This window comes from Ideonella sp. FW305-24 (assembly GCF_058788035.1).
Map to the genome: position 1 here is coordinate 326,995 of NZ_JBYTAI010000007.1, position 26,990 is coordinate 353,984.

General features: G+C 67.6%; 30 protein-coding genes. 6 read left to right on the forward strand and 24 right to left on the reverse strand.

The genetic code is table 11. The annotated features are described in order from the left end of the window. Window positions 1–22: 22 nt before the first annotated feature. Window positions 23–463 (reverse strand): HD domain-containing protein, encoded by a 441-nt coding sequence (locus AC3WR5_RS20415; RefSeq protein ID WP_492486702.1) that lies wholly within the window; start codon window positions 461–463, stop codon window positions 23–25. Window positions 464–559: 96 nt separating this feature from the next. Then, window positions 560–781, reverse strand: a complete 222-nt coding sequence (locus AC3WR5_RS20420; RefSeq protein WP_141289779.1) for a DUF1161 domain-containing protein — start codon at window positions 779–781, stop codon at window positions 560–562. 291 nt (window positions 782–1,072) lie between these two features. Here AC3WR5_RS20420 and AC3WR5_RS20425 point away from each other — a divergent pair, with 291 nt between their 5' ends. Beyond that, entirely contained in the window at window positions 1,073–1,978 is a 906-nt protein-coding gene (locus AC3WR5_RS20425) for an alpha/beta hydrolase (RefSeq protein WP_492486704.1), read from the forward strand. A 20-nt stretch (window positions 1,979–1,998) separates the two neighbouring features. Here AC3WR5_RS20425 and AC3WR5_RS20430 read toward each other — a convergent pair whose 3' ends face one another. The 15 genes from AC3WR5_RS20430 to AC3WR5_RS20500 form a co-directional block, all read right to left on the reverse strand. Then, on the reverse strand, window positions 1,999–2,202 hold the full coding sequence (locus tag AC3WR5_RS20430; protein ID WP_492486705.1) for a hypothetical protein: 204 nt from the start codon (window positions 2,200–2,202) through the stop codon (window positions 1,999–2,001). Then, window positions 2,199–2,459: a hypothetical protein gene (locus AC3WR5_RS20435; RefSeq protein ID WP_492486707.1), complete on the reverse strand. Its 261-nt coding sequence runs from the start codon at window positions 2,457–2,459 to the stop codon at window positions 2,199–2,201. Before AC3WR5_RS20435 ends, AC3WR5_RS20430 begins: the two co-directional genes overlap by 4 nt. A 15-nt stretch (window positions 2,460–2,474) precedes the next feature. Continuing rightward, a complete protein-coding gene (locus tag AC3WR5_RS20440) occupies window positions 2,475–2,876 on the reverse strand; it encodes a type II toxin-antitoxin system VapC family toxin (protein ID WP_492486709.1) in 402 nt (133 codons plus the stop codon). A gap of 3 nt (window positions 2,877–2,879) precedes the next feature. Further along, window positions 2,880–3,101: an AbrB/MazE/SpoVT family DNA-binding domain-containing protein gene (locus AC3WR5_RS20445; RefSeq protein ID WP_492486710.1), complete on the reverse strand. Its 222-nt coding sequence runs from the start codon at window positions 3,099–3,101 to the stop codon at window positions 2,880–2,882. A 62-nt stretch (window positions 3,102–3,163) separates the two neighbouring features. Then, a complete protein-coding gene (locus AC3WR5_RS20450; protein ID WP_492486712.1) occupies window positions 3,164–4,075 on the reverse strand; it encodes a HEAT repeat domain-containing protein in 912 nt (303 codons plus the stop codon). Window positions 4,076–4,327: 252 nt separating this feature from the next. Next, window positions 4,328–5,821, reverse strand: coding sequence for a sensor histidine kinase (locus AC3WR5_RS20455; RefSeq protein WP_492486713.1), 1,494 nt, complete (start codon window positions 5,819–5,821; stop codon window positions 4,328–4,330). Between the two features lie 20 nt (window positions 5,822–5,841). Beyond that, the gene (locus tag AC3WR5_RS20460) at window positions 5,842–6,054 is read right to left on the reverse strand and encodes a zinc-finger domain-containing protein (protein WP_492486715.1); all 213 of its coding nucleotides are present in this window, start codon (window positions 6,052–6,054) and stop codon (window positions 5,842–5,844) included. 27 nt (window positions 6,055–6,081) lie between these two features. Continuing rightward, the gene (locus tag AC3WR5_RS20465) at window positions 6,082–7,005 is read right to left on the reverse strand and encodes a branched-chain amino acid transaminase (protein WP_141289579.1); all 924 of its coding nucleotides are present in this window, start codon (window positions 7,003–7,005) and stop codon (window positions 6,082–6,084) included. Between the two features lie 44 nt (window positions 7,006–7,049). After that, a complete protein-coding gene (locus AC3WR5_RS20470) occupies window positions 7,050–7,439 on the reverse strand; it encodes a hypothetical protein (protein ID WP_141289578.1) in 390 nt (129 codons plus the stop codon). A 126-nt stretch (window positions 7,440–7,565) separates the two neighbouring features. Then, a complete protein-coding gene (locus tag AC3WR5_RS20475) occupies window positions 7,566–7,853 on the reverse strand; it encodes an EF-hand domain-containing protein (protein ID WP_492486718.1) in 288 nt (95 codons plus the stop codon). Window positions 7,854–7,911: 58 nt separating this feature from the next. Next, entirely contained in the window at window positions 7,912–8,337 is a 426-nt protein-coding gene (locus AC3WR5_RS20480; protein WP_492486720.1) for a hypothetical protein, read from the reverse strand. An 81-nt stretch (window positions 8,338–8,418) separates the two neighbouring features. Next, window positions 8,419–9,030, reverse strand: a complete 612-nt coding sequence (locus tag AC3WR5_RS20485) for a DUF1294 domain-containing protein (RefSeq protein ID WP_492486721.1) — start codon at window positions 9,028–9,030, stop codon at window positions 8,419–8,421. Window positions 9,031–9,188: 158 nt separating this feature from the next. Continuing rightward, window positions 9,189–10,007: a metallophosphoesterase family protein gene (locus AC3WR5_RS20490; protein ID WP_492486722.1), complete on the reverse strand. Its 819-nt coding sequence runs from the start codon at window positions 10,005–10,007 to the stop codon at window positions 9,189–9,191. Next, the gene (locus AC3WR5_RS20495) at window positions 10,007–10,402 is read right to left on the reverse strand and encodes an antibiotic biosynthesis monooxygenase family protein (protein WP_492486723.1); all 396 of its coding nucleotides are present in this window, start codon (window positions 10,400–10,402) and stop codon (window positions 10,007–10,009) included. The genes AC3WR5_RS20490 and AC3WR5_RS20495 overlap by 1 nt, the downstream gene beginning before the upstream one ends. Before the next feature lie 91 nt (window positions 10,403–10,493). Continuing rightward, the gene (locus AC3WR5_RS20500; protein WP_492486724.1) at window positions 10,494–12,062 is read right to left on the reverse strand and encodes a methyl-accepting chemotaxis protein; all 1,569 of its coding nucleotides are present in this window, start codon (window positions 12,060–12,062) and stop codon (window positions 10,494–10,496) included. 200 nt (window positions 12,063–12,262) lie between these two features. Between AC3WR5_RS20500 and AC3WR5_RS20505 the strand changes: the two genes are divergently transcribed. Then, window positions 12,263–13,705 (forward strand): DHA2 family efflux MFS transporter permease subunit, encoded by a 1,443-nt coding sequence (locus AC3WR5_RS20505; protein ID WP_492486725.1) that lies wholly within the window; start codon window positions 12,263–12,265, stop codon window positions 13,703–13,705. Between the two features lie 97 nt (window positions 13,706–13,802). Continuing rightward, window positions 13,803–14,165 carry a DUF1428 domain-containing protein gene (locus AC3WR5_RS20510; RefSeq protein ID WP_141289769.1) on the forward strand — a complete coding sequence of 121 codons (363 nt, stop codon included), beginning with the start codon at window positions 13,803–13,805 and terminating at the stop codon, window positions 14,163–14,165. A gap of 2 nt (window positions 14,166–14,167) precedes the next feature. On the opposite strand, the gene radA is transcribed toward AC3WR5_RS20510, so the two are convergent. Then, the gene (radA, locus tag AC3WR5_RS20515; protein WP_141289770.1) at window positions 14,168–15,535 is read right to left on the reverse strand and encodes a DNA repair protein RadA; all 1,368 of its coding nucleotides are present in this window, start codon (window positions 15,533–15,535) and stop codon (window positions 14,168–14,170) included. Window positions 15,536–15,592: 57 nt separating this feature from the next. Here radA and AC3WR5_RS20520 point away from each other — a divergent pair, with 57 nt between their 5' ends. Next, window positions 15,593–16,234 (forward strand): LysE family transporter, encoded by a 642-nt coding sequence (locus tag AC3WR5_RS20520; protein WP_492486727.1) that lies wholly within the window; start codon window positions 15,593–15,595, stop codon window positions 16,232–16,234. A gap of 12 nt (window positions 16,235–16,246) precedes the next feature. Here the strand turns inward: AC3WR5_RS20520 and AC3WR5_RS20525 are convergent, their stop codons facing one another. Then, complete coding sequence (locus tag AC3WR5_RS20525) at window positions 16,247–17,047, reverse strand: TonB family protein (protein ID WP_492486808.1); 801 nt, start codon at window positions 17,045–17,047, stop codon at window positions 16,247–16,249. 265 nt (window positions 17,048–17,312) lie between these two features. On the opposite strand from AC3WR5_RS20525, the gene AC3WR5_RS20530 reads away from it, so the two are divergent. Continuing rightward, on the forward strand, window positions 17,313–17,891 hold the full coding sequence (locus AC3WR5_RS20530; RefSeq protein WP_492486729.1) for an outer membrane beta-barrel protein: 579 nt from the start codon (window positions 17,313–17,315) through the stop codon (window positions 17,889–17,891). Window positions 17,892–17,972: 81 nt separating this feature from the next. Here the strand turns inward: AC3WR5_RS20530 and AC3WR5_RS20535 are convergent, their stop codons facing one another. Then, the gene (locus AC3WR5_RS20535) at window positions 17,973–18,728 is read right to left on the reverse strand and encodes an SDR family oxidoreductase (RefSeq protein ID WP_492486731.1); all 756 of its coding nucleotides are present in this window, start codon (window positions 18,726–18,728) and stop codon (window positions 17,973–17,975) included. Window positions 18,729–18,853: 125 nt separating this feature from the next. Between AC3WR5_RS20535 and AC3WR5_RS20540 the strand changes: the two genes are divergently transcribed. Further along, the gene (locus AC3WR5_RS20540) at window positions 18,854–19,771 is read left to right on the forward strand and encodes a LysR family transcriptional regulator (RefSeq protein ID WP_492486733.1); all 918 of its coding nucleotides are present in this window, start codon (window positions 18,854–18,856) and stop codon (window positions 19,769–19,771) included. On the opposite strand, the gene AC3WR5_RS20545 is transcribed toward AC3WR5_RS20540, so the two are convergent. The 4 genes from AC3WR5_RS20545 to AC3WR5_RS20560 form a co-directional block, all read right to left on the reverse strand. Next, window positions 19,768–21,201: an efflux transporter outer membrane subunit gene (locus AC3WR5_RS20545; protein ID WP_492486734.1), complete on the reverse strand. Its 1,434-nt coding sequence runs from the start codon at window positions 21,199–21,201 to the stop codon at window positions 19,768–19,770. The genes AC3WR5_RS20540 and AC3WR5_RS20545 overlap by 4 nt on opposite strands. A gap of 105 nt (window positions 21,202–21,306) precedes the next feature. After that, window positions 21,307–24,552 (reverse strand): efflux RND transporter permease subunit, encoded by a 3,246-nt coding sequence (locus AC3WR5_RS20550; protein ID WP_492486736.1) that lies wholly within the window; start codon window positions 24,550–24,552, stop codon window positions 21,307–21,309. A 58-nt stretch (window positions 24,553–24,610) separates the two neighbouring features. Continuing rightward, window positions 24,611–25,807, reverse strand: coding sequence for an efflux RND transporter periplasmic adaptor subunit (locus AC3WR5_RS20555; RefSeq protein ID WP_141289613.1), 1,197 nt, complete (start codon window positions 25,805–25,807; stop codon window positions 24,611–24,613). 187 nt (window positions 25,808–25,994) lie between these two features. Then, window positions 25,995–26,927 carry an alpha/beta hydrolase fold domain-containing protein gene (locus tag AC3WR5_RS20560; RefSeq protein ID WP_492486738.1) on the reverse strand — a complete coding sequence of 311 codons (933 nt, stop codon included), beginning with the start codon at window positions 26,925–26,927 and terminating at the stop codon, window positions 25,995–25,997. Window positions 26,928–26,990 lie beyond the last annotated feature (63 nt).

Consider the following 26,990-nt stretch of genomic DNA (forward strand, 5'->3'; position numbering starts at 1 on the left):
GGCGTCAACGCATCCGCGGCGATCACGCAGGAGGTGCGCCTTCCGCCTGCAGCAGCAGGGCACGAACGGCCCGGTATTCCTCCAGCCGCGCGTGGTCCTTCTCGGTGGGATTGGGAATGCGGCTCAGGTCCATGTTCTCGGCGTTGTCCGCCAGCTTGACGCTGCGGGCGATGGTGTCGACCGCAGCCCTCGCTGCGGCGGCCATCCGGGATTCACCGGGCCGCTTGGTCAGGGCCTCGACTGCCGCGACCACCTCGGGCGCAAAGCCTTCCGCCGCGAGCCGCGCCAGTGTCACGTCGGTGTCTTCCACCACGTCGTGCAGCACCGCGGCCATGCGCGCATGGTCACCGTTGACCCGCAACATCACGCGCAGCGGATGCAGGATGTAGGGCTGGCCGGCCTTGTCGACCTGTCCGGCATGGGCGGCCGCGGCGATTTCGATGGCGCGTTCGAGTGTCGACATGGTGAGGCGCGCTTGGGTGATGCCAACCGCATCAATCGGTCTTGCTGGAAATGTAGCGCCAGCCCAAGCTCGCGGGGTGCGGCTGCCGTGGTGGCGCTACTTCTTCGCGTACGTGATCTTCTTGGCACCACCCTCGCAACTGCCGACCACCTTCGCACCGCCCACCTTGTCGCTGTCCACGACTTCGAGCACTGCGTTCGTCACGCCCTTGGCTTCGAGCTTGGCGGCGATCTCGGACTTGAGTTCTTCGCATGGCTTGGCCGCGCTTGCTTGCGCGGACACCAGGATGGCGAGCAGGAGGACGACGGCGTGTTTCATGGATGGGCCTTCAGGTCGGGGTGTTGGGGAAACCGCAGGTCTGGCAGGCCGTGGGTCAAACCGGCCCTTCTCCAAACCTGAACCACGGGGGCGAACGCTACAGGAAAAGCACGGCGAATCGCTGAACCGAAAAACGTCAAGATTCACGGGCCAAGCGGCTTCGGGCGATGCTGCGTGCACGGAACGCGAGGCGCAGTCGTTCATCCAACGCCGGACACGCCATCGTCGTTCGGCGCGTCCACAGGAGAAGTTTTGTCCGCCCCTCTTGCCCATCTCACGCGCCGAAGCCTCATGGCCGCGGCCGCCCTCGCGCCGTTTTTTGGCGCCGCACATGCTGCAGCACTGACCGAAGCGCCACTGGCATTGTGGCCAGGTAACCCACCGGGCGGAGGCGGCCCCGGCGGCGAGGCGATCACCGACAAGAAGGGCGCGGTGAGCAACATCGGCCGCCCCTCGCTGACGCGGATCGCCCCGCTGCAACCCAATGGCGCAGCCGTGTTGATCGCGGCTGGCGGCGGCTACAAGCGCATCGAGATGGCGATGGAGGCCGATCCGGCCGCTGCCTGGCTGGCGGCGCGCGGCATCACGGCCTTTGTCCTGAGCTACCGGCTGCCAGGCGAAGGCTGGGCCGCCGGCACTGCCTGCGCGCTGCAGGATGCGCAACGGGCCATCCGCCTCATCCGTGCGAATGCGCGAAGCTTTGGTGTCGATCCTCAAAAAGTGGGTGTGCTCGGATTCTCAGCGGGCGGCCATTTGCTGGGCCTGGCATCGGCCTGGTCCGACTTCGCGTCCTACACCGCGATCGACAGCGTCGACGAGCAGTCCGCCAAGCCCGATGCCTGCGCCCTCATCTACCCCGTCATCACGCTGGAGGCGCCCTACGACAAGACCTCGACCCGCAAGGTGCTTGTCGGCAAGGATCCGTCCCAGGCGCAAGCACGCGAGTGGTCCGTGCAGACGCATGTGCGCGCGCGCTGCCCCGACATGTTCCTCGCGCAGGCCGAGGACGACCCGATCTCCGATCCTCACAACACGCTGATCATGGCCCAGGCCTGCCGCGATGCCGGTGTACCCGTCGAGATGCACCGCTTCACCAATGGCAAACACGGCTTCGGCATGGGCCGGCCAGGCACGGAGACCACACAGTGGCCCGAGCAGTACGCAGCCTGGTTGCGCGCCCGCAAGTTTCTGGGGTGACCCACCCGCGCGACCGTTGGCTAGATTCGGTAGAAATAGGGAATGGCCGACACCGCAACGCCCGCCACGACCAGCAGCGCGGTATTGGGAATGAAATACGGCATCACGATCAGCACCAAGCCGCAGAGCAAGGGCACCACCGCCTGTTGCTTTCTCCCGTACAGGAAATAGCCGGAACCGATGGCGCCAAACAGCAGGCTGAGCAACAACGCTGACGTACTCATGCGCGCCACTGCCCGGCCAAACATGCCAACAATGCCGACCTTTGTTCCGGCGTGTCCACTGCCAGGCGCGTGAAGCCCTTGGCGGGCGGCAATTTCACGTCGGCAAACAACCCGACCGGGTCTTCATGGAAGTGCAGCCAGGCCTCGCCGCGGCGGTAGAAGATGCCGGGCTTGCGTTCGATCAAGCCGGGCAATGAGCGAATGTCGGACAGCAGCGGCGCGAGCTGGGTCAGGGTTTGGGCACCGGCGTGTTTCATGGCGATCGGAAGCCGTCAACGTGTGAGCAACGCCGCCCCGTCCATGTCCGCAGCCTTCTTGTCGAAGGTCCACAGCGGCTGCCGACCCGCCTCGCAGGCCAGCGCCACATGCAGGCAGTCGGCGAAATCGGCCTTGCCGTTGCCGTAGAGATGCAGCGCCACGCCAACGGCTTGCTCGGCATCGAAGCTCAGCGCAGCGACGCTGTAGAGCTGCGACAGCGCGTCCAATACCTGGGGCTTGGTGAAGCGATAGCGTGAGCGCAGCACCCATTCGGATTCCAGCAGCACGCTGACTGGGACAAAGACCGTTTCACCTGCTGCCGCGGCAGCTTCGATCAGCCTCAGCGCGGCCAGATGCTGCACCCGGTCGTCCAGCACGAGCACGCGCACGAGGACGTTGGTGTCGATGGCGGCCATCGCTCAGTCGAACGGGTTCATGTCTTCGACCGGCACGTGCACGCCTTCCGGGGCCTCAAGCAGACCCGCCACGTCTGCGATGGTGCGGGATTTGGACCGCACGATCACCGAGCCGTCTGGCGCCTTGAGCCACAACAGGCGTACACCAGGCTTGGCGCCGAGGAACTCGCGAATGTCAGCCGGCACGGTGGTCTGGCCTTTGGACGTGATGGTGGAATCGGTCATGACGCATCCTTACCTATCAAACGATTGTAAGGAACCGGCTTGGCGCAGCCAGTCGCGGGGTCTCACAAATACAGCGCGATGACTTCCTTGGTCCAGGTCGCGTCGTGGTCCGAACGCGCCTTGAGCAGGACCTGCTGGTTCTGCAGGTATGTGCGCGATTCGGGAGTACCGAGGTCGCCGATGGCCTTCAGGGCCATGGCACGGTCCTGCCAGATCAGCGCGGTGTTCTCGTAGATCTTGACCAGGAACTCTTGCTGATCGACCGCCTTGAGAATGCCCAGTGAGGAGATGGCGGCCAAGCGCACGTATTCATTGACGTGCGAGGTGAGCTTCACCAGGGCCGGCACCGCGGTCTTGTTGTTGCCGAAACCGAGTTGGTAGACGTCCAGGTAGGCGTCGTCCGCCTTGCCGCCGTCCTGCTCGATCTTGCGGACCATCGCACTGACCTGCTGGTCGCTGATGGCTTGCCGGAACAGCAACTGGTTGAGCTTGGCTGCGAACTCCTTCGTGACCACGCCCAGCGGCGCGTTGAAAGTCGGTTCGATGACTTCGTCGAAGCCCCAGACCGGCACCTTGCCGCGCTTGACGTAGGCCGTGATGCGCTGCACGCCACGGTCGGTCTGCACATCCGCGCGCAGCGAGGTGAAGGTGACGAACGGCGAGAAACCGTTGGCGCGGTGGTTTTCGACGTGGATGCGCTTGACCAGCACGACGGTGCCGCCGCCCTGCTCGTTACCCAGCGTCACGGGCAGACCGCGTGCGGTCATTTCCTTCACGGTCTGCTGGGCCAGCCAAGGCACGGCATCGAACGGCGCATCCTTGTAGACCAGTTGCATCGGAATCGAGCCCGACACCGTGCGCTTCTTGTCCACATCGCTCTGCTCGTCCTTGAACGTCAGGGTCGTGGCGACGGCTTCGGTTGTCTTCTGGTAGGCGGCCGGCGAAGCCACTGGATCTTTGATCGGAACCTTCATGTTGACGGCGCAGCCGGACAAAAGGGCCGAAGCCAGCAAGAAAGCCGCGGCCATGCCGGGTCGGCTGAACAAATGGTTCATTTCATTTCCCTCCTCGAAAAGATCTTCTGAAAGCAGTTCTTTGGTTTGACTGCGCTGGCGACGCTCACGCAGCCGCGGCCGATTCTGCCAAATCAGCCAACTTGGTTCTGAAATGTTTCTGACCGTGCGGCGCCATGGCCACCCTCAATTTGCCGGGCACGGCGCCGCTGTTCAGGCCGCCGTGATGGGCGGCGACGCCGGCAGCCGCACCTCGAACCGGCTCCCCTGCCCGTCACTGCTCGCCTGCAACGTCCCACCCATCGCCTGCACCAGGCTGAGCGACAGCGAGAGCCCCAACCCGGCCCCGGGCACCGGCCCGTGCTCACGGCCGAGGCGGTTGAACGGCTGGAAGAGTTGGCGCATGCGGTCCGGGGCGATGCCGAGGCCTGTGTCCTGCACGGCGATAACCCAGGTGTTCGCGTCGGACGCCAGTTCGGCCGACAGCGTGACGCTGCCGGCGGGCCGGTTGTACTGGATGGCGTTGGCGAGCAGGTTGATCAGGACCTGGGTCAGGCGGGTGCGGTCGGCCTGAACGGTGGCGCCTTCGGGCGGCGGCGCCAGGTGCAGCGTGATGCCGGCGGCCTGGGCTTGCGCCTGGACCAGCGCCAGCGCGTCGGCCAGCAGCGGGGCCAGCGCCAGCGGCGCGGGCTGCATGGACATGCGGCCGGATTCGATCAGCGAGACGTCCAGCAGGTCGCCGATCATCGCCAGCAGGTGCTCACCAGCCTGGCGGATCTGGCCGACCTGGCGGCGCTGGCCTTCGGAGAGCGGCGGCTGGCGGCCCATTTCCAGCAGCTGCGCAAAGCCGAGCACGGCGTTCAGCGGCGTGCGCAGCTCGTGGCTCATGTGCGAGAGCAACCGGGTCTTGGCGGCGCTGGTGGCTTCGGCGGCGAGCTGGTCGCGCCGGGCCTGCTCCAGCGCTTTTTCGACGCTGGCGTCAGCTTGCGTGCCGTACATGCGCAGCGGCTGGCCGTTGGCGTCGCGCTCGACGATGCGGCCACGCTCTTCCAGCCAGCGCCACTGGCCATCGGCCGCCTTGGCGCGGTAGACGGTGCGGTAGAGCGGGCTGTCGCCGCGCAAATGGGCCTGGTAGGCGGCCTCGGCCTGGGCGATGTCGTCAGGGTGGATCAGCGCGGCCCAGTCGGCCTGGGTGTTGCCGATCTGGTGCGGGGCGTAGCCCAGCATCAGCGCGCCTTCGTCGATGTCGCCCAGCACGTCGCTGCGAATGTCCCACTCCCAGACAAAGGCGCCGGCTTCGCGCAGCGCGCTGCGGGTCAGCGTGAGCGAGGCCGGCGCGGCCAGGTTTTGCTGTTCCAGCCAGGTGGCCAACAGGGCGGCGGCAGCATCGATCAGCGGAGCGATGGTGTCGGGCTCGACCGGCACGCCATCCGGTGCGGGCATCAGCCAGAGTTCGCCAACCTCGTGGCCGGCATGGCGCAGCGGCAGACGCTGGCCGGTGCCGCGCAACAGTGCCGCGTCGGCCTGCGTGCCGCCAAGCCAGGGCGGGGTGCCTGCCGGCTGGGCGTGGGCAAGAAGCCCGCAAGGGCGGTCCAGCAGATGGGCCACGGACCGGGCCAGGCGCTGCAGCGCATGCCCGGCATCGCGGCGCTGCAAGTGATCCAGCAGCGCCGCCTGGGCTTCGCGCCAGACCGCTTCAGCGTGCATGGCGCGACTTCCTCAACAGCTCAGTGGCCGTGCGGAAGGTGTTCGCCGTCCTTCAGCTTGTAGACGGTGCCGCAGTACGGGCACTTGCCCTGGCCGTCCTGGCTGAGGTTCAGGAACACGCGGGGGTGGTTGCTCCACAGCGGCATGCGCGGGTTGGGGCAGAACAGCACGCCCTCGCCCTGCAGGTCCTTGGCGGTGACTTCGACGGTGGCGGAAGCTTGGGTTTCGCTCATGGCAGTGATGCGGTGAAGAGAGGGGGATCAGACCAGCGTCAGCCAGTGGGCGTACTTGTCGTTGCGGCCGTTGACGATGTCGAAGAAGGCGCTCTGGATCTTCTCGGTGATCGGGCCACGCGAGCCGCTGCCGATCTCGATGCGGTCCAGTTCGCGGATGGGCGTGACTTCCGCGGCGGTGCCGGTGAAGAAAGCCTCGTCGGCGATGTAGACCTCGTCGCGCGTGATGCGCTTCTCGACCAGCTTCAGCCCCAGGTCTTCGCAGATGTGGAAGATGGTGTTGCGGGTGATGCCGTTGAGCGCACCGGCCGACAGGTCGGGCGTGTAGACCACGCCGTTCTTGATCACGAACAGGTTCTCGCCCGCGCCTTCGGAGACAAAGCCGTTGGCGTCCAGCAGCATGGCTTCGTCGTAACCGTCTTCCGTGGCTTCCATGTTGGCCAGGATGGAGTTGGTGTAGTTGCTCACCGCCTTGGCCTGCGTCATCGTGATGTTGACGTGATGCCGGGTGTAGCTGCTGATCTTCACGCGGATGCCGCGCTTCAGGCCTTCTTCGCCCAGGTAGGCGCCCCAGGTCCAGGCGGCGACCATCAGGTGCACCGTGTTGCCCTTGGGGCTCACACCCAGTTTCTCGGAGCCGATCCAGGTCAGCGGCCGCAGGTAGCAGCTTTCCAGCTGGTTCTCGCGAACGACCTGCTTCTGCGCCTCGGCGACCTGCTCGTAGCTGAAGGGGATCTTCATGCGCAGGATCTTGGCCGAGTTGAACAGGCGCTCGGTGTGCTCCTTGAGCCGGAAGATGGCCGTGCCCTTGGGCGTCTTGTAGGCGCGCACGCCTTCGAAGGCGCCGCAGCCGTAGTGCAGCGTGTGGGTCAGCACATGGATCTTGGCGTCGCGCCAGTCGACCAGCTGCCCGTCCATCCAGATCTTGCCGTCGCGGTCTTCCATGCCCATGGGAAATCCTTGTGAGTTCGGTGCGTTCAAGCGAAGCGGAGATTTTAGGCGTCGGCGCCGGCCGCTCGGCGCAACTGCCATTCCGCCACCTTGCCGCCCTTGAGCAACACCTCGACCGAGTCACCGTTGCCGTCGGTCCAGACGAAGCGCTCATCCGGCGGTTCCGACACCCGGTCCCCCAGGCTGCCGGTGATGCGCAGCACATCCAGCAGCGTCAGCCCCTTGCGCAGCTTGGCATGCAGCATCACCGCATTGGCCACGCTGCCCAGCGGCGCCTTGCCGGCTTCGCCCAGCGCGCGCACCGAGCGGCTGAACTGCAGCAACAGCCAGAAGACCACCACCGTGCCCGCGAACAGCAGGCCTTGCCAGCCCCATTGGAAATAGCCAGCCACCAGTGCCAGCGCGGCCAGCGGCCAACCCCATCGTGCATCCATCTGAAAACTCTTGCTCGCGGTCCAGGAAAAGCGCGATTGTGCCGACTGGGCTGCAGCCAGCACGGCGGTTTTCCACATGGCGACGGCATCTGCGCGGCACCTACCGTAACACCTGCCGCGGCAAGGTCACTTCTTCTGTGCCGCCGCGAACCTCAGAATCTGTTCGAGCGTGACGAAGCCTGAATGCGCAGCATCGATCTCATCGAACTTCGCTGCCACACGCGGCATGCCAGCCTGCGCCTCGGCACGGCTGAGCTTGCCGTCATGGTCACCATCGGCCTTGGTGAACCGGTCCTGGATCTGCTGCTTCATGCTTTCGGCGGACGGCGCGCTGGCAGACTGGGCCTGCGCGGCATTGCCGGCCAGCAGTGCGGCGACCAAGGCGATGCTGGAGAGGGTGCGAAAAGTCTTCATGGGTACATCCTGAAGAGGAAGAGGCTGCACAGCGTAGCAGCGGGCCGCACCTCCGGGCTCAGACCTCCGAGCGAAAGCCCCGGGACCTGGAACTGGCAAGACTGCGAAGCGTGAGGCTGGCGACTGTGCCAACAACGGCCAGCACGAGTGCTGTCAGCTCGAAGAGCAAAATAGGATGGCGGATGGTCACCAGCCCGAACACCGCGGCCAAGGAAAAGGCCACCACTGGCGGCGGCGATCGAAACAGAATCCTCAGACTTGCCACGATCGCCGACAGCAAAGCCAGCCCAAGCGCACCGAAATGCAGGATGCTGATGACTCCGGTGCGAGTCAGTTCCCAGTACATGGGCGCACTGCTTGCCCAAACGGCCGCATGCGACAGCACCAAACCGCCGAACACGAGAAACGGCCACTCATTTGAAACCTTTGGCGAATCCGTTTCAACGGGCGTGGCAGGCGGCGAGTAGAGATTGTTATCTGGCATGTCAGACCTCTGAAGGTTCGATGTGCAAAGCCAGCGCGAAGGCAAGCGCATGTTCCACTTTTCCGGGGCACGGGCCCATGCTTATGGTCGCAGCCCCGCGGCCCAATGCGAATGCACGGCATAGAACGCCCCCACGTTGACCATCACGGTGAGCCAGAACGCAGCGACGAAGGAACGCTTGGCTGTCTTGTGTCGGAGTAACTGCTGGGCGAGCAAGGCACCGGGCCAACCGCAGGCGAGACCAAGCATGTGCAGGGTGGCCTCTGGCGTTCGCCGACGCCCCTGGATTGCCGCCGACTTGTCCATGGCGTAGGCCAGGAACGCGAGGGCGCTCACGAGCAGGTAGGCGAGCCCAACGGCCGGCTTGAAGGCCCAGTGCATGGCGGCATACCCATACAACGCGCCGAAGGCCGGTATCGCCATCAGCCGCGGGACTGTCCAAGGCGCTGGCGAATCGACTCGGTGCGACTTTCGGGACTTGCTCTGCGGCGCGAACTGCACGGCCTTCGCGCGCTTCTTGCCATCTGGGGCCGTTTCGAGCTCAAAAGACAGCCACAGGCCAACGGCGGGACGACCGGTTCCGGCTGGGAACGCCTTGATGTGGACGAAGATGTCCTGCCCGCCGTGCCTGGGTTCGATGAAGCCGAACCCGCGGTCGTCATTCCAGGATTTGAGTGTCCCGTCGAAGCGCATGCTGCTGATTTGCGAAAGCTGGCGAGAGGCGGCATGCGCGCCCTTTGGTGGCTGAAACCGCCGTTGAGGCGAAGACCCAGCGCAAGTTTATGTTTGGCTTGCAGTCATTTGCACACTTCCTGATGCGCGTGAACCCCGGATTGAGCCGCACACGTCCTTCAGATGACGGATGCGATGGTGGCCGGCTCGAGCCGGCCGACCCTGCCGGTGCGCAGCGCATCGGCCCAGTCGCCTCGGCCGTTTTCGTCCGCACGGCGGGCGGCGGCTTGGAAGTCGTAAGGCGTGGCCATCAGCGCCAGTTGCCAGCCGGCAGGACCAAGCTCGGCCAGCGCCCAGCAGGCTTGCGGGTGGCCGGTCTCGACCCAGTGCGGATGCGGGTGCACGTCGTCATAGGCCTGCAGGCCGACGCTGCCGGGGTTCAGCAGCAGCGTGTGAGCCTGCGCTGCAATGCGCGGCACGTGGCTGTGGCCGCAGGCCAGCAGCGTGGGCTGCAGCGGCTGGTGGGCCAGGCCGGCGAGGCGGACCTGCAGCTCGACAGCAGTGGCAGCGCGCAGGCCCGGCGTGGCGGGTGCGGGGTCGGTCGGGTCGAAGCCGGGCACCACGGTTTCGAGCAGGTATTGCAGGTCGTCGGTGGGCGTGCCGTGGCAGCAGAAGACCTGCTCGCCACACCAGCGGCTGGGCGGCAGCGCGGCCAGCCAGGCGCGCTCGGGCTCGCCGAGTTGCGCGGCGGCAAACGCGTCGCTGGCACCCATGCGTTCGCGTGGCAGCGTCAACACCTGGCGCTCGTGGTTGCCCGCGATGGTCGGCCAGTCGCGTTGCATCAGCCACTGAACAGTTTCGCGTGGCCACAAGGGGCCGGAGGCGATGTCGCCGAGGTTGACCACGGTGTCGACGCCGGCAGCGGCAATCTGCGCGGCCACGGCCTCCAGCGCAGGCAGGTTGCCGTGGATGTCGGAGACAAAGGCAATCCGGTTCATCACTGACCGGGGTCGGTGCGGGGCGGGCTGGTGGCCTCGTCCCAGCCATAGGCGCGCTCGACCTTGGCGATGCGCAGCTCGTAGTGGGTGTACCACTCGGCCCGGCCGCGGGCGCGGGTCTGCGCATGGTCGAGCTGGTTGCGCCAGGCTGCGATGTCGGCCAGCGAGCGCCAGTACGAAACGGTGATGCCCAGGCCATCGGCCCCGCGCGCGCTTTCCACGCCCAGGTAACCGGGCTGTTCACGCGCCAGCAGCACCATGTGTTCGGCGGCCTCGCCGTAGCCACCGTCAGCCTCGGTGCGCTGGCTGGTGAAGATGACCGCGTAGTAGGGCGGCTGAGGGCGGGGGGCGAAGCCCGGCGGCGGCAAGGCGTCGGCGGAGGCAGGTGGCAGCATGCGTTGTCAATGGCGAATGCGTGGGAGGTCCGCCACCATAGTACAAAAGCAGCTGCGCAAGGCGCGGCATGCCGCCCCCGAGGCCCTGCGCTTAGCCGTGCTGGGAGACGGCGTCGAGCTGGAACTCGGCCACCGCGCTGGCCAGGCGCACGGCCTGCTCCTGCAGGCTGGCGGCGGCTGCGGCGGCCTGTTCGACCAGCGCGGCGTTCTGCTGGGTCATCTGGTCCAGCTGAGTCACCGCGATGTTGACCTGGCCGATGCCATCGCTCTGCTCGGATGCGGCCGTGGTGATTTCGCCCATGATGTCGCTGACCTGCTGGATGCTGCGTACGATCTCGCCCATGGTGTCGCCGGCGGCGTGCACCTGCTGGGTACCGGACGCGACCTTGGTCACGCTGTCGCCGATCAGGTGTTTAATTTCCTTGGCGGCCTGGGCCGAGCGCTGGGCCAAGGTGCGCACCTCGCCCGCCACCACGGCGAAACCACGTCCCTGTTCACCGGCCCGGGCGGCTTCCACCGCCGCGTTCAGGGCCAGGATGTTGGTCTGGAAGGCAATGCCGTCGATGACGCCGGTGATGTCGGCAATGCGGCTGGCGCTGGCATGGATGTCGCCCATGGTGGCGACCACGTCGGCCACCATCTGCCCGCCGCGCGCCGCCACTGCAACGGCGGAGTGCACGAGCTGGTTGGCCTGCACCGAAGAGGCGGCGCTTTGGCGAACGGTGCCGGTGAGCTGCTCCATCGCGCTGGCGGTTTCCTCCAGGTTGCTGGCGGTCTGCTCGGTGCGCGCACTGAGGTCATGGTTGCCGGCGGCGATCTGGGTGGTGGCGGTCGTCACGTTGTCCACCACGCCGCGCACTTCGCGGATCGAGTGCTTCAAGGCACCGCGCATCGCATCGAGCGAGCGCTGCAGCTGGCCGGTTTCGTCCTGGGCGTAGTCGCCCAACGCGCGGCCGCGCAGGTCCAGGCTGGAGATGGCTGCGGCCATCTGCTGCGAATGGCGCAAGGGGCCGGTGATGCTGCGCGTCAGCAGCCAGGCCAGCACCAGACTGATGCCGACCGACAGCGCCGCACTGCCCGCCAGCACGGCCAGCATGCGGCGGCGCAAATCGCTGACCAAGCCGGCGCGCGCATCCAGGTCGTCCCGCTGCCGCGTCACCACGGCCTTCACGGCCTCCAGGTAGGCATTGGCCGCGGGCTCGAAATGCTCGCTGAAGGCACGGCTGGCGGCCGCCACGTCGCCCGCCTTCTTGAATTTCAGCACCTCGTCGCGCCCGTTCTGGTAGACCTGGCGCCTGGCCTTGACCTGCGCCATGAGCTCACGCTCGCTGTCATTGCTGACCCGGTCATCCAGCGCCTTCTGCAGCTCGCCGGTCAGGCGCACGGACTCGGCATTGGCGGGTGCGAAATAGGCCTCCAGGCTGTCGTCGCTGCTGCGGGACACCGCAGCGCGGCGCTGGATGGCGGCCGCCAGGCTCATGCGCCAGTCCACGGCGAGTCGCTCGGTCTGGATGTTCTGCTGCAGCATGGTGTCGATCTCGCTACCCAGTTGCTGCAGCATCACGGCCGCGAACATGAAGGTGCCGAGCGACAAGGCCAGCATCGTGCCGAGCACGGTGGCCAGTCGCTTGCCAATGGAGAGATTGCTGAGGAACGACATGGGGGCAACTTTCACAAAAGGAGGACGCGGCCCGGGCCGACTCGGCCACAGGGTCCACAGTTCACTCGATTTTGTGATCGCTGCACTGCAGCAAAAGCCGCGAAGTGCGCCGGCTTCCCCGGCCGTCTTCAGGCGGCCGGCCACGCAGTGATGCCGGCTGGCATGCCTGGCTGGTGCACCGCCATAGTACAAAGCAGCACATGAAAGACCTGCTCACCCCTCGCCGCCGCTGGTGGGCCCTGGCCGTGTTGTGCCTGGGCGTGCTGATGATCGTGCTCGACAGCACCATCGTGAACGTCGCGCTGCCGTCCATCCAGGCCGACCTGGGCTTCTCCGAGACCGGGCTGGTGTGGGTCGTCAACGCCTACCTGCTGAGCTTCGGCGGCTGCCTGCTGCTGGGCGGGCGGCTGGGCGACCTGTACGGCCACCGTCGATTGTTCCTTGCGGGGCTGGTGCTGTTCACTGCCGCCTCGGCGGCCTGCGGGCTGGCGCCTTCGCAGGCCACCCTGATCGTGGCACGCGCGGTGCAGGGGCTGGGCGGCGCAGTAGTGTCGGCCGTCTCGCTGTCGTTGATCATGAACCTGTTCACCGAGCCGGCCGAGCGCGCGAAGGCGATGGGCGTGTACGGCTTCGTCTGCGCGGGCGGCGGCAGCATCGGCGTGCTGCTGGGCGGGCTGTTGACCGGCAACTTCAGCTGGCACTGGATCTTCCTGGTCAACCTGCCGATTGGCGTGGTGGTGTACGCACTGTGTGTGGCGCTGCTGCCAGCCGGGCACACGCCGCCTGAACAGCAGAAGCTGGACGTGGCTGGCGCGATCCTGGTCACCGCCGCGCTGATGCTCGCGGTGTACGCCGTGGTCGACGGCAACAGCGCCGGCTGGACCTCGGTGCAGACGCTGGGCCTGCTGGCCAGCGCGCTGGTGCTGGGCGGCGCCTTCGTGTGGACCGAGGCGCGGGTGGCGCACCCGCTGATGCCGCTGGGCCTGTTCAGGCTGCGCAGCGTGGCGGTGGCCAACAGTGCGGGCGTGCTGTGGGCCGCGGCGATGTTCGCCTGGTTCTTCATCTCGGCGCTGTACCTGCAGCAGGTGCTGGGCTACGCGCCGATGCAGGTCGGCCTGGCCTTCCTGCCGGCGAACCTGATCATGGCGGTGTGTTCGCTGGGCCTGTCGGCCCGCATCGTCATGCGCTTTGGCATCCGCGGGCCGATCGCCGTGGGTTTGGCACTGGCGGCGCTGGGGCTGCTGCTGTTCTCGCAGGCCCCGGTGGCAGCCAGCTTCTGGCTGCACGTGCTGCCGCCAATGCTGCTGCTGGGCCTGGGCGCCGGCATCGCGTTCAACCCGGTGCTGCTGGCCGCGATGAGCGAAGTCAGCCCGGAAGACTCGGGCCTGGCATCGGGCCTGGTCAATACCGCCTTCATGATGGGCGGAGCACTGGGGCTGGCAGTGCTGGCCAGCCTGGCGGCCGGTCGCTCGGAGGCAGCAACGCTGGCCGGGCTGGGCCCAGCCGCCGCGCTGAACGCCGGCTACCAGCTGGCGTTCAAGCTGGGCGCGGTGTGTGCGCTGGTGGCGGCATTGATGGGCGGACTGCTGTTGCGCGCCGGCGGGCCGGGGGATGCTGCGGCCGGCGGCACCACCCCTCATTGAGGGCCCCGGGGCTCCGGGCTCACCCTGGGCAGCGGCCTGCCGCGATGGGCGCACACTCCGCCCGTCAGTCCACCTCAATCAATCAAAGGAGCGCTTGATGGCGAACTACGTCGATGGATTCGTGATCCCGGTGCCGCTGGACAAGCTGGCCGACTACAAGAAGATCGCGCGCAAGGCCGGCAAGATCTGGAAGGAACATGGCGCGCTGCAATACGTCGAATGCGTGGCCGACGATGCCAAGCCCGGCAAGCGCACTTCGTTCCCGCAGAGCGTGAAGCTGAAGGAAGGCGAAGTGGTGATCTTCTCGTTCATCGTCTTCCCCTCGCGCAAGGAACGTGACCGCATCAACAAGCTGGTGATGAGCGATCCGCGACTGGCCGAGATGATGAACCCGGAGGCCATGCCGTTCGACGGCAAGCGCATGTTCTGGGGCGGGTTCAAGGCCTTCCTGGAACTTTGAAATCAGTCCAGCGACCGCATCAGGTCAATCGCCTGCTCAATCCGCTCCACGGCGTGAATCGTCAGGCCTTCGATGGGTTTCTTGGGCGCATTCGCCTTGGGCACCACCGCCACGCTGAAGCCCAGCTTGGCGGCCTCCTTCAAGCGATCCTGCCCGCGCGGCGCCGGCCGCACTTCGCCGGCCAGCCCGACCTCGCCAAAGGCAATGAAGCCACGCGGCAAAGGCTTGCCCCGCAACGAACTCTGGATCGCGATCAGCACCGCCAGGTCGGCCGCGGGCTCGCTGATGCGCACACCCCCCACCGCGTTGACGAACACGTCCTGGTCCATGCAGGCCACACCCGCATGCCGGTGCACCACGGCCAGCAGCATCGCGAGCCGGTCGCGGTCCAGGCCGACTGAGAGGCGCCGCGGGCTCGGACCGCCCGAGTCCACCAGCGCCTGGATCTCGACCAGCAGCGGCCGCGTGCCTTCCAGCGTCACCAGCACGCAGCTGCCAGGCACCGGCTCGCTGTGGGTGGACAGGAAGATCGCGCTGGGGTTGGACACGCCCTTGAGCCCGCGCTCGGTCATCGCGAACACGCCGATCTCGTTGACCGCGCCAAAGCGGTTCTTGATCGCCCGCACCAGCCGGAAGCTGCTGTGCGTGTCGCCCTCGAAATACAGCACCGTGTCGACGATGTGTTCCAGCACCCGCGGCCCGGCCAGCGCGCCTTCCTTGGTCACGTGGCCGACCAGCACGATGGCGCAGCCGCCGGACTTGGCGGTGCGCGTGAGGTGCGCTGCGCACTCGCGCACCTGCGAGACCGAACCCGGCGCGCTGCTCAGTTGCTCGGAGTACATGGTCTGGATCGAGTCGATCACGCAGAAGGCCGGCCGCTCGGCCTCGATGGTCGCGAGGATCTTCTCCAGGCTGATCTCGGCCAGCACGCGCACCGCAGCGCCCGAAAGGTCCAGCCGGCGCGCCCGCAGCGCGACCTGTGCGGTGGACTCCTCGCCGGTCACATACAGCACCTTCATGCGCGAAGCCAGTGCGTCCACCGCCTGCAGCAGCAGCGTGCTCTTGCCGATGCCGGGGTCGCCGCCGATCAGCACCACGCCGCCTTCGACGATGCCGCCACCCAGCACCCGGTCCAGTTCGTCCAGCCCGGTGGGCGTGCGCGCCACGTCGCCGGCCTCGATCTCGCTCAGCGTGGCCACGGGCTGCGACTTGGCCAGCGACTGGAAGCGATTCTTGGCGGTACCGGCCGCCGGCTCGGCCACGCCTTCCTCCAGCGTGTTCCAGGCCTTGCAGTGCGGGCACTGGCCCAGCCACTTGGGGCTGGTGCCGCCGCATTCGGTACAGGTGTAGATCGTCTTGGCCTTGGACATGAGGGGCATTCTGGCAGCGCCCTAAACTCGGCTCCCCGCTTCGCAACGTCACGCCCCATGGACTTCTCGACCTGGCTCCCGTTTTTCTTCGCCACCGTGGCCATCAGCCTGTCGCCCGGCCCCGGCGCCATTGCCGCGATGGGTGCGGGACTGAACCACGGCTTTCGCCGCGGTCAGGTCGTGGCCTTCGGCCTGGGGCTGGGCGTGATCACGCAGTTGCTGGTCGTTGGCGTGGGCCTGGGCGCGTTGCTGGCCACCTCCGAGACGGCATTCGCGGTCGTCAAGTGGGTGGGCGCGGCCTACCTTGTGTACCTGGGTGTGCAGCAATGGCGCTCGCCGGCCAGCCCGATCACCGCCAAGGACGCGACCAGTGCCGACGCCGCCCAGGCCGTGAGCCGCAAGAGCATCTTCCTGCGCGGCTGGATGGTGAACGCAATGAACCCCAAGGGCACGGTCTTCCTGCTGGCCGTGCTGCCGCAGTTCATCGACATGAGCCGGCCGCTGCCGCTGCAGTACCTGCACATCGGCGCGACCTTCAGTGTGGTCGAGTTCTGCGTGATGACCGGCTACGTGGCCCTGGCCAGCAAGGTGCTGGGCCTGCTTCGCGAACCCCGCCAGATCCGCTGGATGAACCGCAGCTTCGGCAGCCTGTTCGTGGTCGCGGGGGTGTTCCTGGCAACGTTCAAGCGGGCCGCGTGAGCAGGGGCGAGATCACTCCAATCGCCAAACGTACTCCACGGTGATCCAACTGCCCACAGGACGGCCATCCAGCGTGGCCGCCTTGAAGGGGCAACTGGCCAGAGCGGCCATCGCCGCCAGGTCGAGTTGCTTGTGGCCGACAGTCTCGCCACTGCTGTCATTGACCCTCACCTTGGCCACTTTGCCCGCCGAGTCGATGAAAAGCGCCAGGCGGGTGGTTCCGGTGGCATCCGCGTTCGCAGCGTATTTCGGATAGGCCGGCTGGCAGCCCTTGTCAAGCTTGATGGCGGCTCTGCGATAGGTGCCGGCCGCCTGGGAGGCTGCAACAGCAGCCAACGCCGCGGGCGGGTCAGCCGGCAACGGATCGGCCTCCTTGCCGAAATATGCGCCCCATGCAGGGACGCCAGCGGTGAGCGGCAGTTGACCGTTTGCGCCCATCTGTTCGACCGCCTGCCCTGCGCAGACCATCACCGCACCCATCATCTGTGCGGCAAAGGGTCCGCGAGAAGCGCTGGGTTGCAACTGGCCGCGACTCATGCCTTCGAGCAAGGGCTGCATCGCCACGTTTCCCGCCAGCCGATCTGCCGCGCAGGCGCAAAGTCGTCCTCGCGACATCCCGTCGATCGGAGGCATCAACTTGTCGGGCACACCCTCGATGCACATCGCCTCCAGCATGGGCTTCACCGACAGCGGTGAACCTGGCGACGGCGCGCCGGTGGGTTCTTCAGCAGCCCCGGCCAGCATGCACGCCGCACCGCAAGCCAGGCCAACAACCGCGCGTGCGGCGCGACCGGGCATCTGTTTAAACTTCATCAAAATAAGGCTCCTCATTCCCTTTCGGTCATTGTGCCCATGGGAAAGCCCGGCCCCGCCTGGTAGCTGCCGAATCGGCCGAGGCGCGAAGCGCGAGCCGACCCGCCACGCTGAACTTGTTACGTCTGGTCAATTGGCCGTGGCGTGCAAGCCGCAATTGCCCTTGCCGAGTCGCCCACTCACTGTCCAGATGCGGAAATTCATCGAAAATCCGGTCCATCGGCCACCGGGGGGGTGGCTTTTTCGCCTGTGGACAGGATTTGTGATGAAGAAGATTTCGATGGCCCGCATGGCCGCCTTGGCCGCCGCCACGCTGCTGAGCTCCGCCGCAATGGCTCAACAAGCGCCGAACAGCCGCCTCTATGTCAACGGCGCAGTCGGCGCCAGCCACTTCGATGCCGATTGCGCCGGCACCGAGTCGTGCGACAACTCCGGCACTGGCGCGCGCGTGATGCTGGGCTATGAGCTCGGTGGTGGCCTGGCTGGCGAAGTGGGCTACATGTCGTTTGGTGAAGCCAAGGCCACCGTCGACGGCGTGCGCGCCAAGATCGAAGCCGGCGGCTTCCTGCTGGGCGTGGCCTTCCGCGCGCCGTTTGCGCGCGACTGGGACGCCACTGCACGCCTGGGCGTGATCAGCATGAAGACCAAGGTCAGCGCGACCGACGGCGTCAACCGCGCATCCGACGACGAGACCAACACCGCCGCCTACGCCGGCCTGGGCCTGGGCTACGCGCTGAGCCCGGCGCTGCACGTCGAGCTGAACGTGGACTTCAGCCGCGCCGAATACACGGACGCCCAGGCCGACCTGCGCAACTTCTCGGTCGGCCTGCGCTACGCGTTCTGAGCCCGAGGGCCACGCGCCCTTCGCTCGCCTGAAGCCCGCATCAGCGGGTTTTTTTCATGGTCGAACGGCTGGGAACAGCCCTCAGAAGTCCTGCACCGTCGGGCGCAGCACGATCTCGTTGATGTCCACGTCGGCCGGCTGTTCGATCGCGTAGGCAATCGCACGGGCCACCGAGTTGGCCGGGATCTGGTTGGCTTCGTAGAAGGCGTTCACGCCGGCAGAGGCTTCTGCGTCGCTGCTGCCCAGCTTCAGCTCCGAGGCCACCGCGCCAGGCGACACGATGGTCGTGCGCACGCCGGCCGGGGCTTCGGCGCGCAGGCCTTCGGAGATCGCACGCACCGCGAACTTGGTCGCGCTGTAGACCGCACCGATGGGGCTGAAGACCTTGAGGCCGGCCACCGAAGCGATGTTGACGATGTGACCGCTGCCTTGCGCCTTCATCGTCGGCAGCACCGCGGCCACGCCGTAGAGCAGGCCCTTGATGTTGACGTCGATCATGCGGTCCCACTCGTCGACCTTGAGCTTGTCCAGCCCGGCCAGCAGCATCACGCCGGCGTTGTTGACCAGCACGTCGATGCGGCCGAAGGCCTTCAGAGCGGCGGCGGCCAGCGCGTCGAGGTCGGTTCGGCGGGTCACATCGGTGGCTTGCACCACGACTTCGGCGCCAGCGTCGCGCAGCTCGGCGGCCAGCGCCTGCAGGCGGTCGACACGGCGGGCCGCCAGCACCAGGCGGGCGCCGCGGGTGGCGAGCAGGCGGGCGGTGGCCTCGCCCAGGCCGCTGCTGGCACCGGTGATGACAACGACCTGGCCGCGGATGGAATCTTGGGATTGAGACATGGTGGGCTCCTGAAGGAAGGGGGTTGGAAAGACTCAGTGAAGCCAGTGTCTGATTCGCTCGAATGCTTGTATATGGAACCCTGGCGAGTTCAGAATTCCGCCATCAGGAACACTGAACCGCAACCGTGAACAATCCGCTTGAAGCCCTCCGGGTGTTTTGCTGCGCCGCACAGGCGCGCAACTTTCGCGACGCCGCACTGCAACTGGCTGTCTCGCCGCAGGTGGTGACGCGCGTGGTGCGCGAGCTGGAAGACACGCTGGGCGAGCCGCTGTTCCACCGCAGCACGCGCGGCGTGCGGCTGACGGCCTTTGGTGCCCAGCTGGTGGAACGCGCACGCAGCGCATTGGCCGGCGTGGAGGCCTTGTTCCCGGTGCGCGGCCAGCCGGGTCAGGTCAACGAGACGACCAGCGGGCTGGTGCGGGTGACAGCGCCACGCTTCCTGGGCCGCGCGCCTTTGATGGCAACGCTGGCGCCGCTGCTGGCCGCCCATCCCGGGCTGGTGCTGGACCTGCGGCTGTCTGAAGTGCGGGCCGACGTGGTGGACCAGCAGATCGACATTGGCGTGCGCATCGGCCCGATGCGCGACAGCGGCTTCGTGGCCCGCGCCGTGGCGCAGGTGCATTTCCACGTGGTGGCCACGCCCACACTGGTGGCGCGCGTGGGCGCGCCGCAGACCATCGCCGAGCTGCTGGACCAGCGGCCCTGCACCGCGATGATCGACCTCAACAACGGCCGCCCGTGGAACTGGCTGTTCCGCGGCAGCCGCCAGCAGGCCCCCGCCGTTCCCGCCTTTGTGACCGACGACCCGGAGGCCGAACAGGCCGCCGTGCTGGCAGGCATGGGCTTCGGCCAGCTGCCGGACTTCCTGGCCCAGCCGGCACTGCGCGAGGGCCGGCTGGTCAGCGTGCTGGAAGCAGAAGCGCCGAAGCCCTGGCCGGTGCACGTCTACCGTGCACGCCAGAGCCCCGTGCCAGCCCGCGTGCGGCTGGTGTTCGAGGCCCTGGTGCAGGGCCTCGCGAAGTTGCCAAGCAGCAGCGCCTAGCCCTCCCAGCCACCACCCAGCGCGCGGATCAAGGCCACCGTGCTCTGGAACTGCGCGCCCTGAATCTGCACGGCCTGGCGCAGGTTGCGCAGTTCGTTGCGGCGGGCGTCGAGCAGGTCGAGCTGGCTGACCAGGCCATTGCGGTAGCGCACGTCCGACAGCTGTGTGGCGCGCGTCGCCGACTTGACGGCCAGCGCCAGCACCGTGGACTGGGCCTGCAGCAGCTCCAGCGAAGTCAGCTGGTCCTCGACCTCGCGCAGCGCGGTGAGCACCTGGCCGCGGTAGCTCTGCAGCGCGATCTGCGCGTCTGCCGCGATACGGTCTTCGTTCGCCTGGCGCCGGCCGCCGTCGAAGATGGGCAGCGACAGCAGCGTGCCGACCGACCAGGCGCGGGCGGACCAGCGGAACACGTCGGACAGTTCGGACGATGCAGAGCCACCGGTGGCGGTCAGCGTGAGGTCCGGCAGCCAGGCGGACTGGGCGACGCCCAGGCGGGCCTGCGCGGCCATCAGGCCACGCTGGGCCGCCGCCACGTCGGGCCGGCGTGCCAGCACGGCGCTGGGCAGGCCGGCGGGCACGGTGGGCGGTGCGGCGGCCCAGGCGGTGTCGGGCAGCGTGAATTCGCTGGCCGATTCGCCCAGCAGCACGGCCAGCGCGTTTTCCAGCGCAGCACGCTGGCGGTCCAGCGCAATCGCATCGGACTCGGTGGCTGCCACTTCGGTGCGGATGCGCTCGACGTCCAGCTCGGCCAGGTCACCGGCGGCGCGGCGCCGCTCGGTGAGCTTGAGCGTGTTGCGGTAAGCGTCCACCGATTCGCGCACCAGCCGGCGCTCGACGTCGGCCTCGCGCAGTGCGAAGTAGGTCTGCGCGACCTGGGCCTGCACCAGCAGCTGCGTGCTGCGCAGCGTGGCTTCGCTGGCCTGTGCGTCCAGCTCGGCGGCCTGGCTGCCCAGGCCCAGCTTGCCGAACAGGTCCAGCTCCCAGGCCAGGTTGGCGCCTGCCGTGCCCTGGTTGTAGACCGGGTACGGTTGCACGCCTGCCGTGGTGTCGGTCGCGCGGCTCACGCCGGCGCTGGCACCCAGCTGCGGCAGGCGCTGCGCATCGGCCGTGCGCAGCCCGGCGCGGGCCTGCTGCAACCGTGCCGCGGCGATCTTCAGGTCGGTGTTCTGCGCCTGCGAGCGGGCGATCAGCTGGTTCAGCAGCGGGTCGGCGAACACGGTCCACCAGGCGCCGCGGTCGGCCGCATCGGCCGGCGCCACGGCCGCCCAGTGGCCTTCGACTGGCGCGCTCTGCGTTGTCTTGAAGGCCGGCGGTGCGGTGGGCAGCGTGGCCGGATCGACAGCGGGCGCCGAGACGCAACCGGCCAGCACCAAGGCGGCAAGCAGCGGCGTCAGCGAGCGCTTCGAGGCAAGCGAAAAGAGGTTTCTCATTGGAATCTCCAAATTTCTCACGGAGCCGGCGCCGGGCCGCCCCAAGGCGGCCGAGCAACCCGCCCGGCGGGTGGTCTCACGCAATCGTGAGACCGGGTGCATCAGTTACTCATGCTCGTGTCGGGGCGCTGCCACTTGCGGGCGCAACGGCGCACCACCATGCATGCCAGGTTCCAGCAACGGCTCCACGTCATGCGGCACTTCGCCGTGCTGCTTCAGCGGGCGGTTGCCGGTCATGCGGCGCAGCAGCACGTAGAACACCGGGGTCAGGAAGATGCCGAAGGCCGTCACGCCGATCATCCCGGCGAACACCGCAACGCCCATCGCATGGCGCATCTCGGCGCCAGCACCGGTCGCCAGCACCAGGGGCAGCACACCCATCACGAAGGCCATCGAGGTCATCAGGATGGGGCGCAGGCGCAGCCGGCTGGCTTCGATCGCGGCCTGGATCGGCGTTCGGCCGGCGAACTCCAGCTCGCGTGCGAACTCCACGATCAGGATCGCGTTTTTCGCACTCAAGCCCACCAGCACCATCAGGCCGATCTGCGTGAAGACGTTGTTGTCGCCCTTGGTGAGCCACACGCCCGTCATCGCGGCCAGCAGGCCCATGGGCACGATCAGCAGGATGGCCAGCGGCAGCGTCAGGCTTTCGTACTGCGCAGCCAGCACCAGGAAGACCAGCAGGATGGCGATGGGGAAGATCAGCGCGGCGGAGTTGCCGGCCAGGATTTCCTGGTAGGTCAGGTCGGTCCACTCGTAGCTGATGCCGGGCGGCAGCGTTTCGGCGGCAATGCGCTTGATCGCGTCCTGCGCCTGGCCGGACGAGTAGCCCGGTGCGGCGCCGCCGTTGATGTCGGCGGTCAGGAAGCCGTTGTAGCGCATCGCGCGTTCCGGGCCAAAGGTCGGCACGACCTTCAGCAATGCCGACAGCGGCACCATTTCGCCCGTGGTCGAACGCACCTTCAGCGTGCCGATGTCTTCGGGCCGCGCGCGGAACGCAGCATCTGCCTGCACCCGCACGGAGTACGTGCGGCCGAAGCGGTTGAAGTCATTGGCGTACAGGCTGCCCAGGTAGATCTGCAGCGTCTCGAAGACCGAGGTGACGGGCACGCCGAGCTGGCGGGCCTTGGTGCGGTCGATGTCGGCATAGAGCTGCGGCACGTTGACCTGCCAGCTGGAGAACAGGCCGGCGAGTTCCGGCGTCTGGTAGGCCTTGGCCATGAAGGCCTTCTGCGCGGCGTCCAGCGCGTCGAAGCCCAGCGAGGCGCGGTCTTCCAGCTGCAGCTTGAAGCCACCGGTGGTGCCCAGGCCCTGCACGGGCGGCGGCGGGAAGATGGCGATGAAGGCATCCTGGATCTGGCCGAACTGCTGGTTCAGCGAACCGGCGATGGCACCGGCGGACAGCGACGGGTCCTTGCGCTGGTCGAAGTCCTTCAGCGCCACGAAGACGATGCCGGAGTTCGAGCTGTTGGTGAAGCCGTTGATCGACAGGCCGGGGAAGGTGATCGCATGCTCCACGCCGGGCTGCTTCATCACGATGTCGTCCATGCGACGGGTGACGTCCTCGGTGCGGTCCAGCGTGGCGCCGTCGGGCAGCTGGGCGAAGCCGATCAGGTACTGCTTGTCCTGCGCCGGCACGAAGCCCTTGGGCACCAGCTGGAACAGGCCGACGGTGGCGACCGCGAGCAGCGCGTAGATGCCCAGCATCACCGCCTTGCGCGAGATCGCACCCTTCACGCCCACGCTGTAGCGCTCGGAGCCGCGCTGGAACAGGCGGTTGAAGCCGCGGAAGAAGCGGCCCAGCACACGGTCCATGCCGCGGGTCAGCCAGTCCTTCGGTGCGTCATGGCCCTTCAGCAGCAAGGCAGCCAATGCGGGCGACAGCGTCAGCGAGTTGATCGCCGAGATCACGGTGGAGATGGCAATCGTCAGCGCGAACTGGCGGTAGAACTGGCCGGTCAAACCGGTGATGAAGGCCAGCGGCACGAACACGGCGACCAGCACCAGCGCGATGGCGATGATGGGACCGGAAACTTCGCGCATTGCGCGGTAGGTGGCCTCGCGTGGCGAGAGCCCGCCTTCGATGTTGCGCTCGACGTTCTCGACCACGACGATGGCGTCGTCCACCACGATGCCGATGGCCAGCACCAGGCCGAACAGGCTCAGCGCGTTGATCGAGAAGCCGAACACATGCATCACGCCAAAGGTGCCGACCACCGCGACCGGCACGGCCAGCAGCGGGATGATGGACGCACGCCAGGTCTGCAGGAACAGGATCACGACCAGCACCACCAGCGCGATGGCTTCGAGCAGCGTGTGCACCACCGATTCGATGGACGCACGCACGAACTGCGTCGGGTCGTAGACGATCTCGTAGGTCAGGCCTTCGGGCATCGCGGCCTTCAGGTCGGCCATGGTGGCGCGCACGCCGTCGGAGATGGCAATCGCGTTGGACCCTGGCGCGGCGAAGATGGGCACCGCCACCGCGTCCTTGTTGTCCAGCAGCGAGCGCAGCGAGTAGTCCGCCGCACCCATCTCGATGCGCGAAATGTCGCGCAGCCGGGTCACTTCGCCGCCGTTGCCGGTCTTGACGATGATGTCGCCGAACTCGTCTTCGGTCTGCAGCCGGCCTTGTGCGTTGACCGGCAGCTGCACGTCAATGCCTTGCAGGCCAGGCGATGCGCCGACCACGCCTGCGGCAGCCTGCACGTTCTGCTCACGGATGGCCGCGACCACGTCACCGGCGGACAGGCCACGGTTGGCCACCTTCTGCGGGTCCAGCCAGACGCGCATCGCGTAGTCGCCCGAGCCGAACAGCTGCACGTCGCCCACGCCCTGGACGCGCGCCAGGCGGTCCTTGACGTTGAGCACCGCGTAGTTGCGCAGGTAGGTCATGTCGTAGCGGCCGGTGGGCGACAGCAAGTGCACCACCATGGTCAGGTCGACCGAGCTCTTGACGGTGGTGATGCCCAGGCGGCGCACCTCTTCCGGCAGACGCGGCTCGGCCCGGGCCACGCGGTTCTGCACCAGCTGCTGGGCCTTGTCGGGGTCGGTGCCGAGCTTGAAGGTGACGGTCAGCGTCATCAGGCCGTCGGTCGTCGCCTGGCTGCTCATGTAGAGCATGCCTTCGACGCCGTTGATCTGTTCTTCGATCGGTGTGGCCACCGTCTCGGCAATGACTTTGGGGTTCGCGCCGGGGTAGGTGGCACGCACGACGATGGACGGCGGCACGACCTCGGGGTATTCCGAGATCGGCAGGCCGCGCACCGCGATCAGGCCGCCGAGGAAGATCAGCAGCGAGAGCACGCCGGCAAAGATGGGCCGGTCAATGAAAAACTTGGACAAGTTCATGGGGTGTCCTGAAAGAGGTTCCTCTGCATGGCGGGGCGCATGTGCACTGGCATGTGCATCACGACGGCTCACCTGCGGTGTTGTTCTTCTTGGCCTGCAGCTCGGCCTTGGCGTTCATCGGCACTTCCTGCGGCTGCACCAGCGAGCCCGGGCGAACCCGCTGCAGCCCGTTGACGACGACCTTCTCGTCGGCCTTCAGCCCGGCGGTGACGATGCGCAGCCCGTCCACCGCGGCGCCCAGCGAGACCTCGCGGTAGGCGACCTTGTGGTCCGCGCCGACCACCAGCACGTAGCGCTTGTTCTGGTCGGTGCCGACCGCTCGTTCGTTGACCAGCAGCGCCGAGGTGGCCTTGACCTGGCCCAGGCGCAGCTGCGCGAACTGGCCCGGCAGCAGCGCGCCGTCGGCGTTGTCGAACACCGCGCGCACGCGCACCGTGCCGCTCTTCGCGTCGACCTGGTTGTCGATCAGCTGCAGCTTGCCTTCGATGGCTTTTTCGCCCGTGCCGCCCAGCCCGGTCTTCATCTGCACCGGAATGCGTTCGAGCTGGCCGCGTTGCGCCGTGCCGCCCGGCAGGCTGGCCAGGGCTTTGCTGACGGTGGCTTCGTCAACGTCGAAGCTGGCGTAGATCGGGCTGACCGAGACCAGCGTGGTCAGCACCGGCGCGCCCGGACCTGCGGCCACCAGGTTGCCCACGGTGACTTCCTTGCGGCCGACGCGGCCGGCCACCGGTGCGCGCACCTGCGTGTAGCTCAGGCTGAGCTTGGCGGTCTGCAGCGCGGCCTGTGCGGCGCGCAGGTTGGCATCGGCTTCGCGGGCGGCGTTCTGGCGCTCGTCCAGCTCGCGCTGGGCAATTGCCTGTTCCTGCCAGAGCCGGCCGGCCCGCTCGCTTTCGCTGCGGGTGTAGCCCACGCGTGCCTGGGCGGCCAGCACCTGGGCCTCGGCCCGGTCCACCTCGGCTGCGTACGGCGCCGGGTCGATGGTCACCAGCAGGTCGCCGGCATTCACCAGCGCACCTTCGCGGAAGTGCACCGCCAGCACCGTGCCGGAGACGCGCGAGCGCAGCTCGACCTTGTCCACCGCCTCGACACGTCCGGAGAATTCTTCCCAGGCGGCCACGTCCTGCTTGACGACGGTGGCGACCGAGACCGGCACCGCGGGCGGCGCGGCTGCCGGCGATTCGGCTTCAGCGGTATGGGCCGTCATCAGCGCGGCGGCGCCCAGCGCCAGCGCGGCGGTCAGCGAAGTCAGCACCATGGCCGTGGGGCGGCGGGAAAATTTTTGAAAGGTCTTGGAAGAAGCAGAGGTGGACATGGCGTGCTCCGTTGGCAGTGGATTGGGTTGGGAATGCAGGAAAAAACGGCAATGCAGCGGCTGCGCCTGCGGTGTTTTGCAGGCGGCCAGACAACGACAACAGCCGGCGCGGCACCGCGCCGGTGGGAACTCAGGCCAGGCGTGGCGCGAGCGCGCCGGCACAAGTTCCCGGTGAACTGTCAGACGAAGCGCGGCGGGACGAGCGCCGCGCGGTCGGACAGCGGGAAAGACAGTCGATCAGGAATTCACGCAGCGCCGGCCGCAGCGCTGCGGCCCACGGCGCCTGCAGGCTGGCCAGCTTGCTCAGTGCCATCGGCCAACCGGTCGGCCCGGCCAGCTTGAACAGCCGTGCCGCCACGCCTGCGCGCTGCAAGGCCACGCTGTACCGATGCGCCTCGTCGCGCAGCGGATCGTCGGTGGCAGTGACCAGCATGGCCGGCGCCACGCCGCCCAGCCGCGCGGCGTGCAGCGGCGCCGCATAAGGATGGTCGCCGCCGCTGTCGCCCAGGTAGGCGCGCCAGCCACGCGACCAGGCGCAGCCGGCCTCGCCCTGGCCGGCGGCGCGCAGCGAGGCGGTGGCCAGGCAAGGGTCCAGCAGCGGCGACAGCAGCAGTTGGCCAGCCAGCGGCTTGCCCTGGTCCCGCGCCCACAGCGCCAGGCCGGCGGCGAGGTTGGCGCCCGCCTCTTCCCCGGCCACCAGCAGCGCCGCACCAGCGCCGGCCAGCCGGGTGCGCGCACGCTGCATCCAGCGCAGCAACGCGGCCGCGGCCTGCAGCGCGGCCGGGAAAGGCTGCGCCGGCGCGTGCGGATAGTCCAGCGAGACGACGACACAGCCCGATTGCGCCAACAGCCGTGCGGTCGCCAGGCCGCTGTCCAGGTCGCCGCCGATGAAAGCGCCGCCGGGCAGGTGCAGCACCAGCGGGCGCGCCAGCACCCGGCCGTCGCCCGCTGCCAGACCAGGCTCGGCCGCGCGGTGGATGCGCACCGACAAGGGCTCGGCGAGACCGGCATCAATGCGGGTGTCGCGCCAGGCGGCGGTGATCAGCGGGGAGAGCGAAGGCATGGTGGCGGGGCTGGAATGCGGTGAAGACAGGGAAGGCCGGAAGCAGGAGGGGCAATCTTGTTG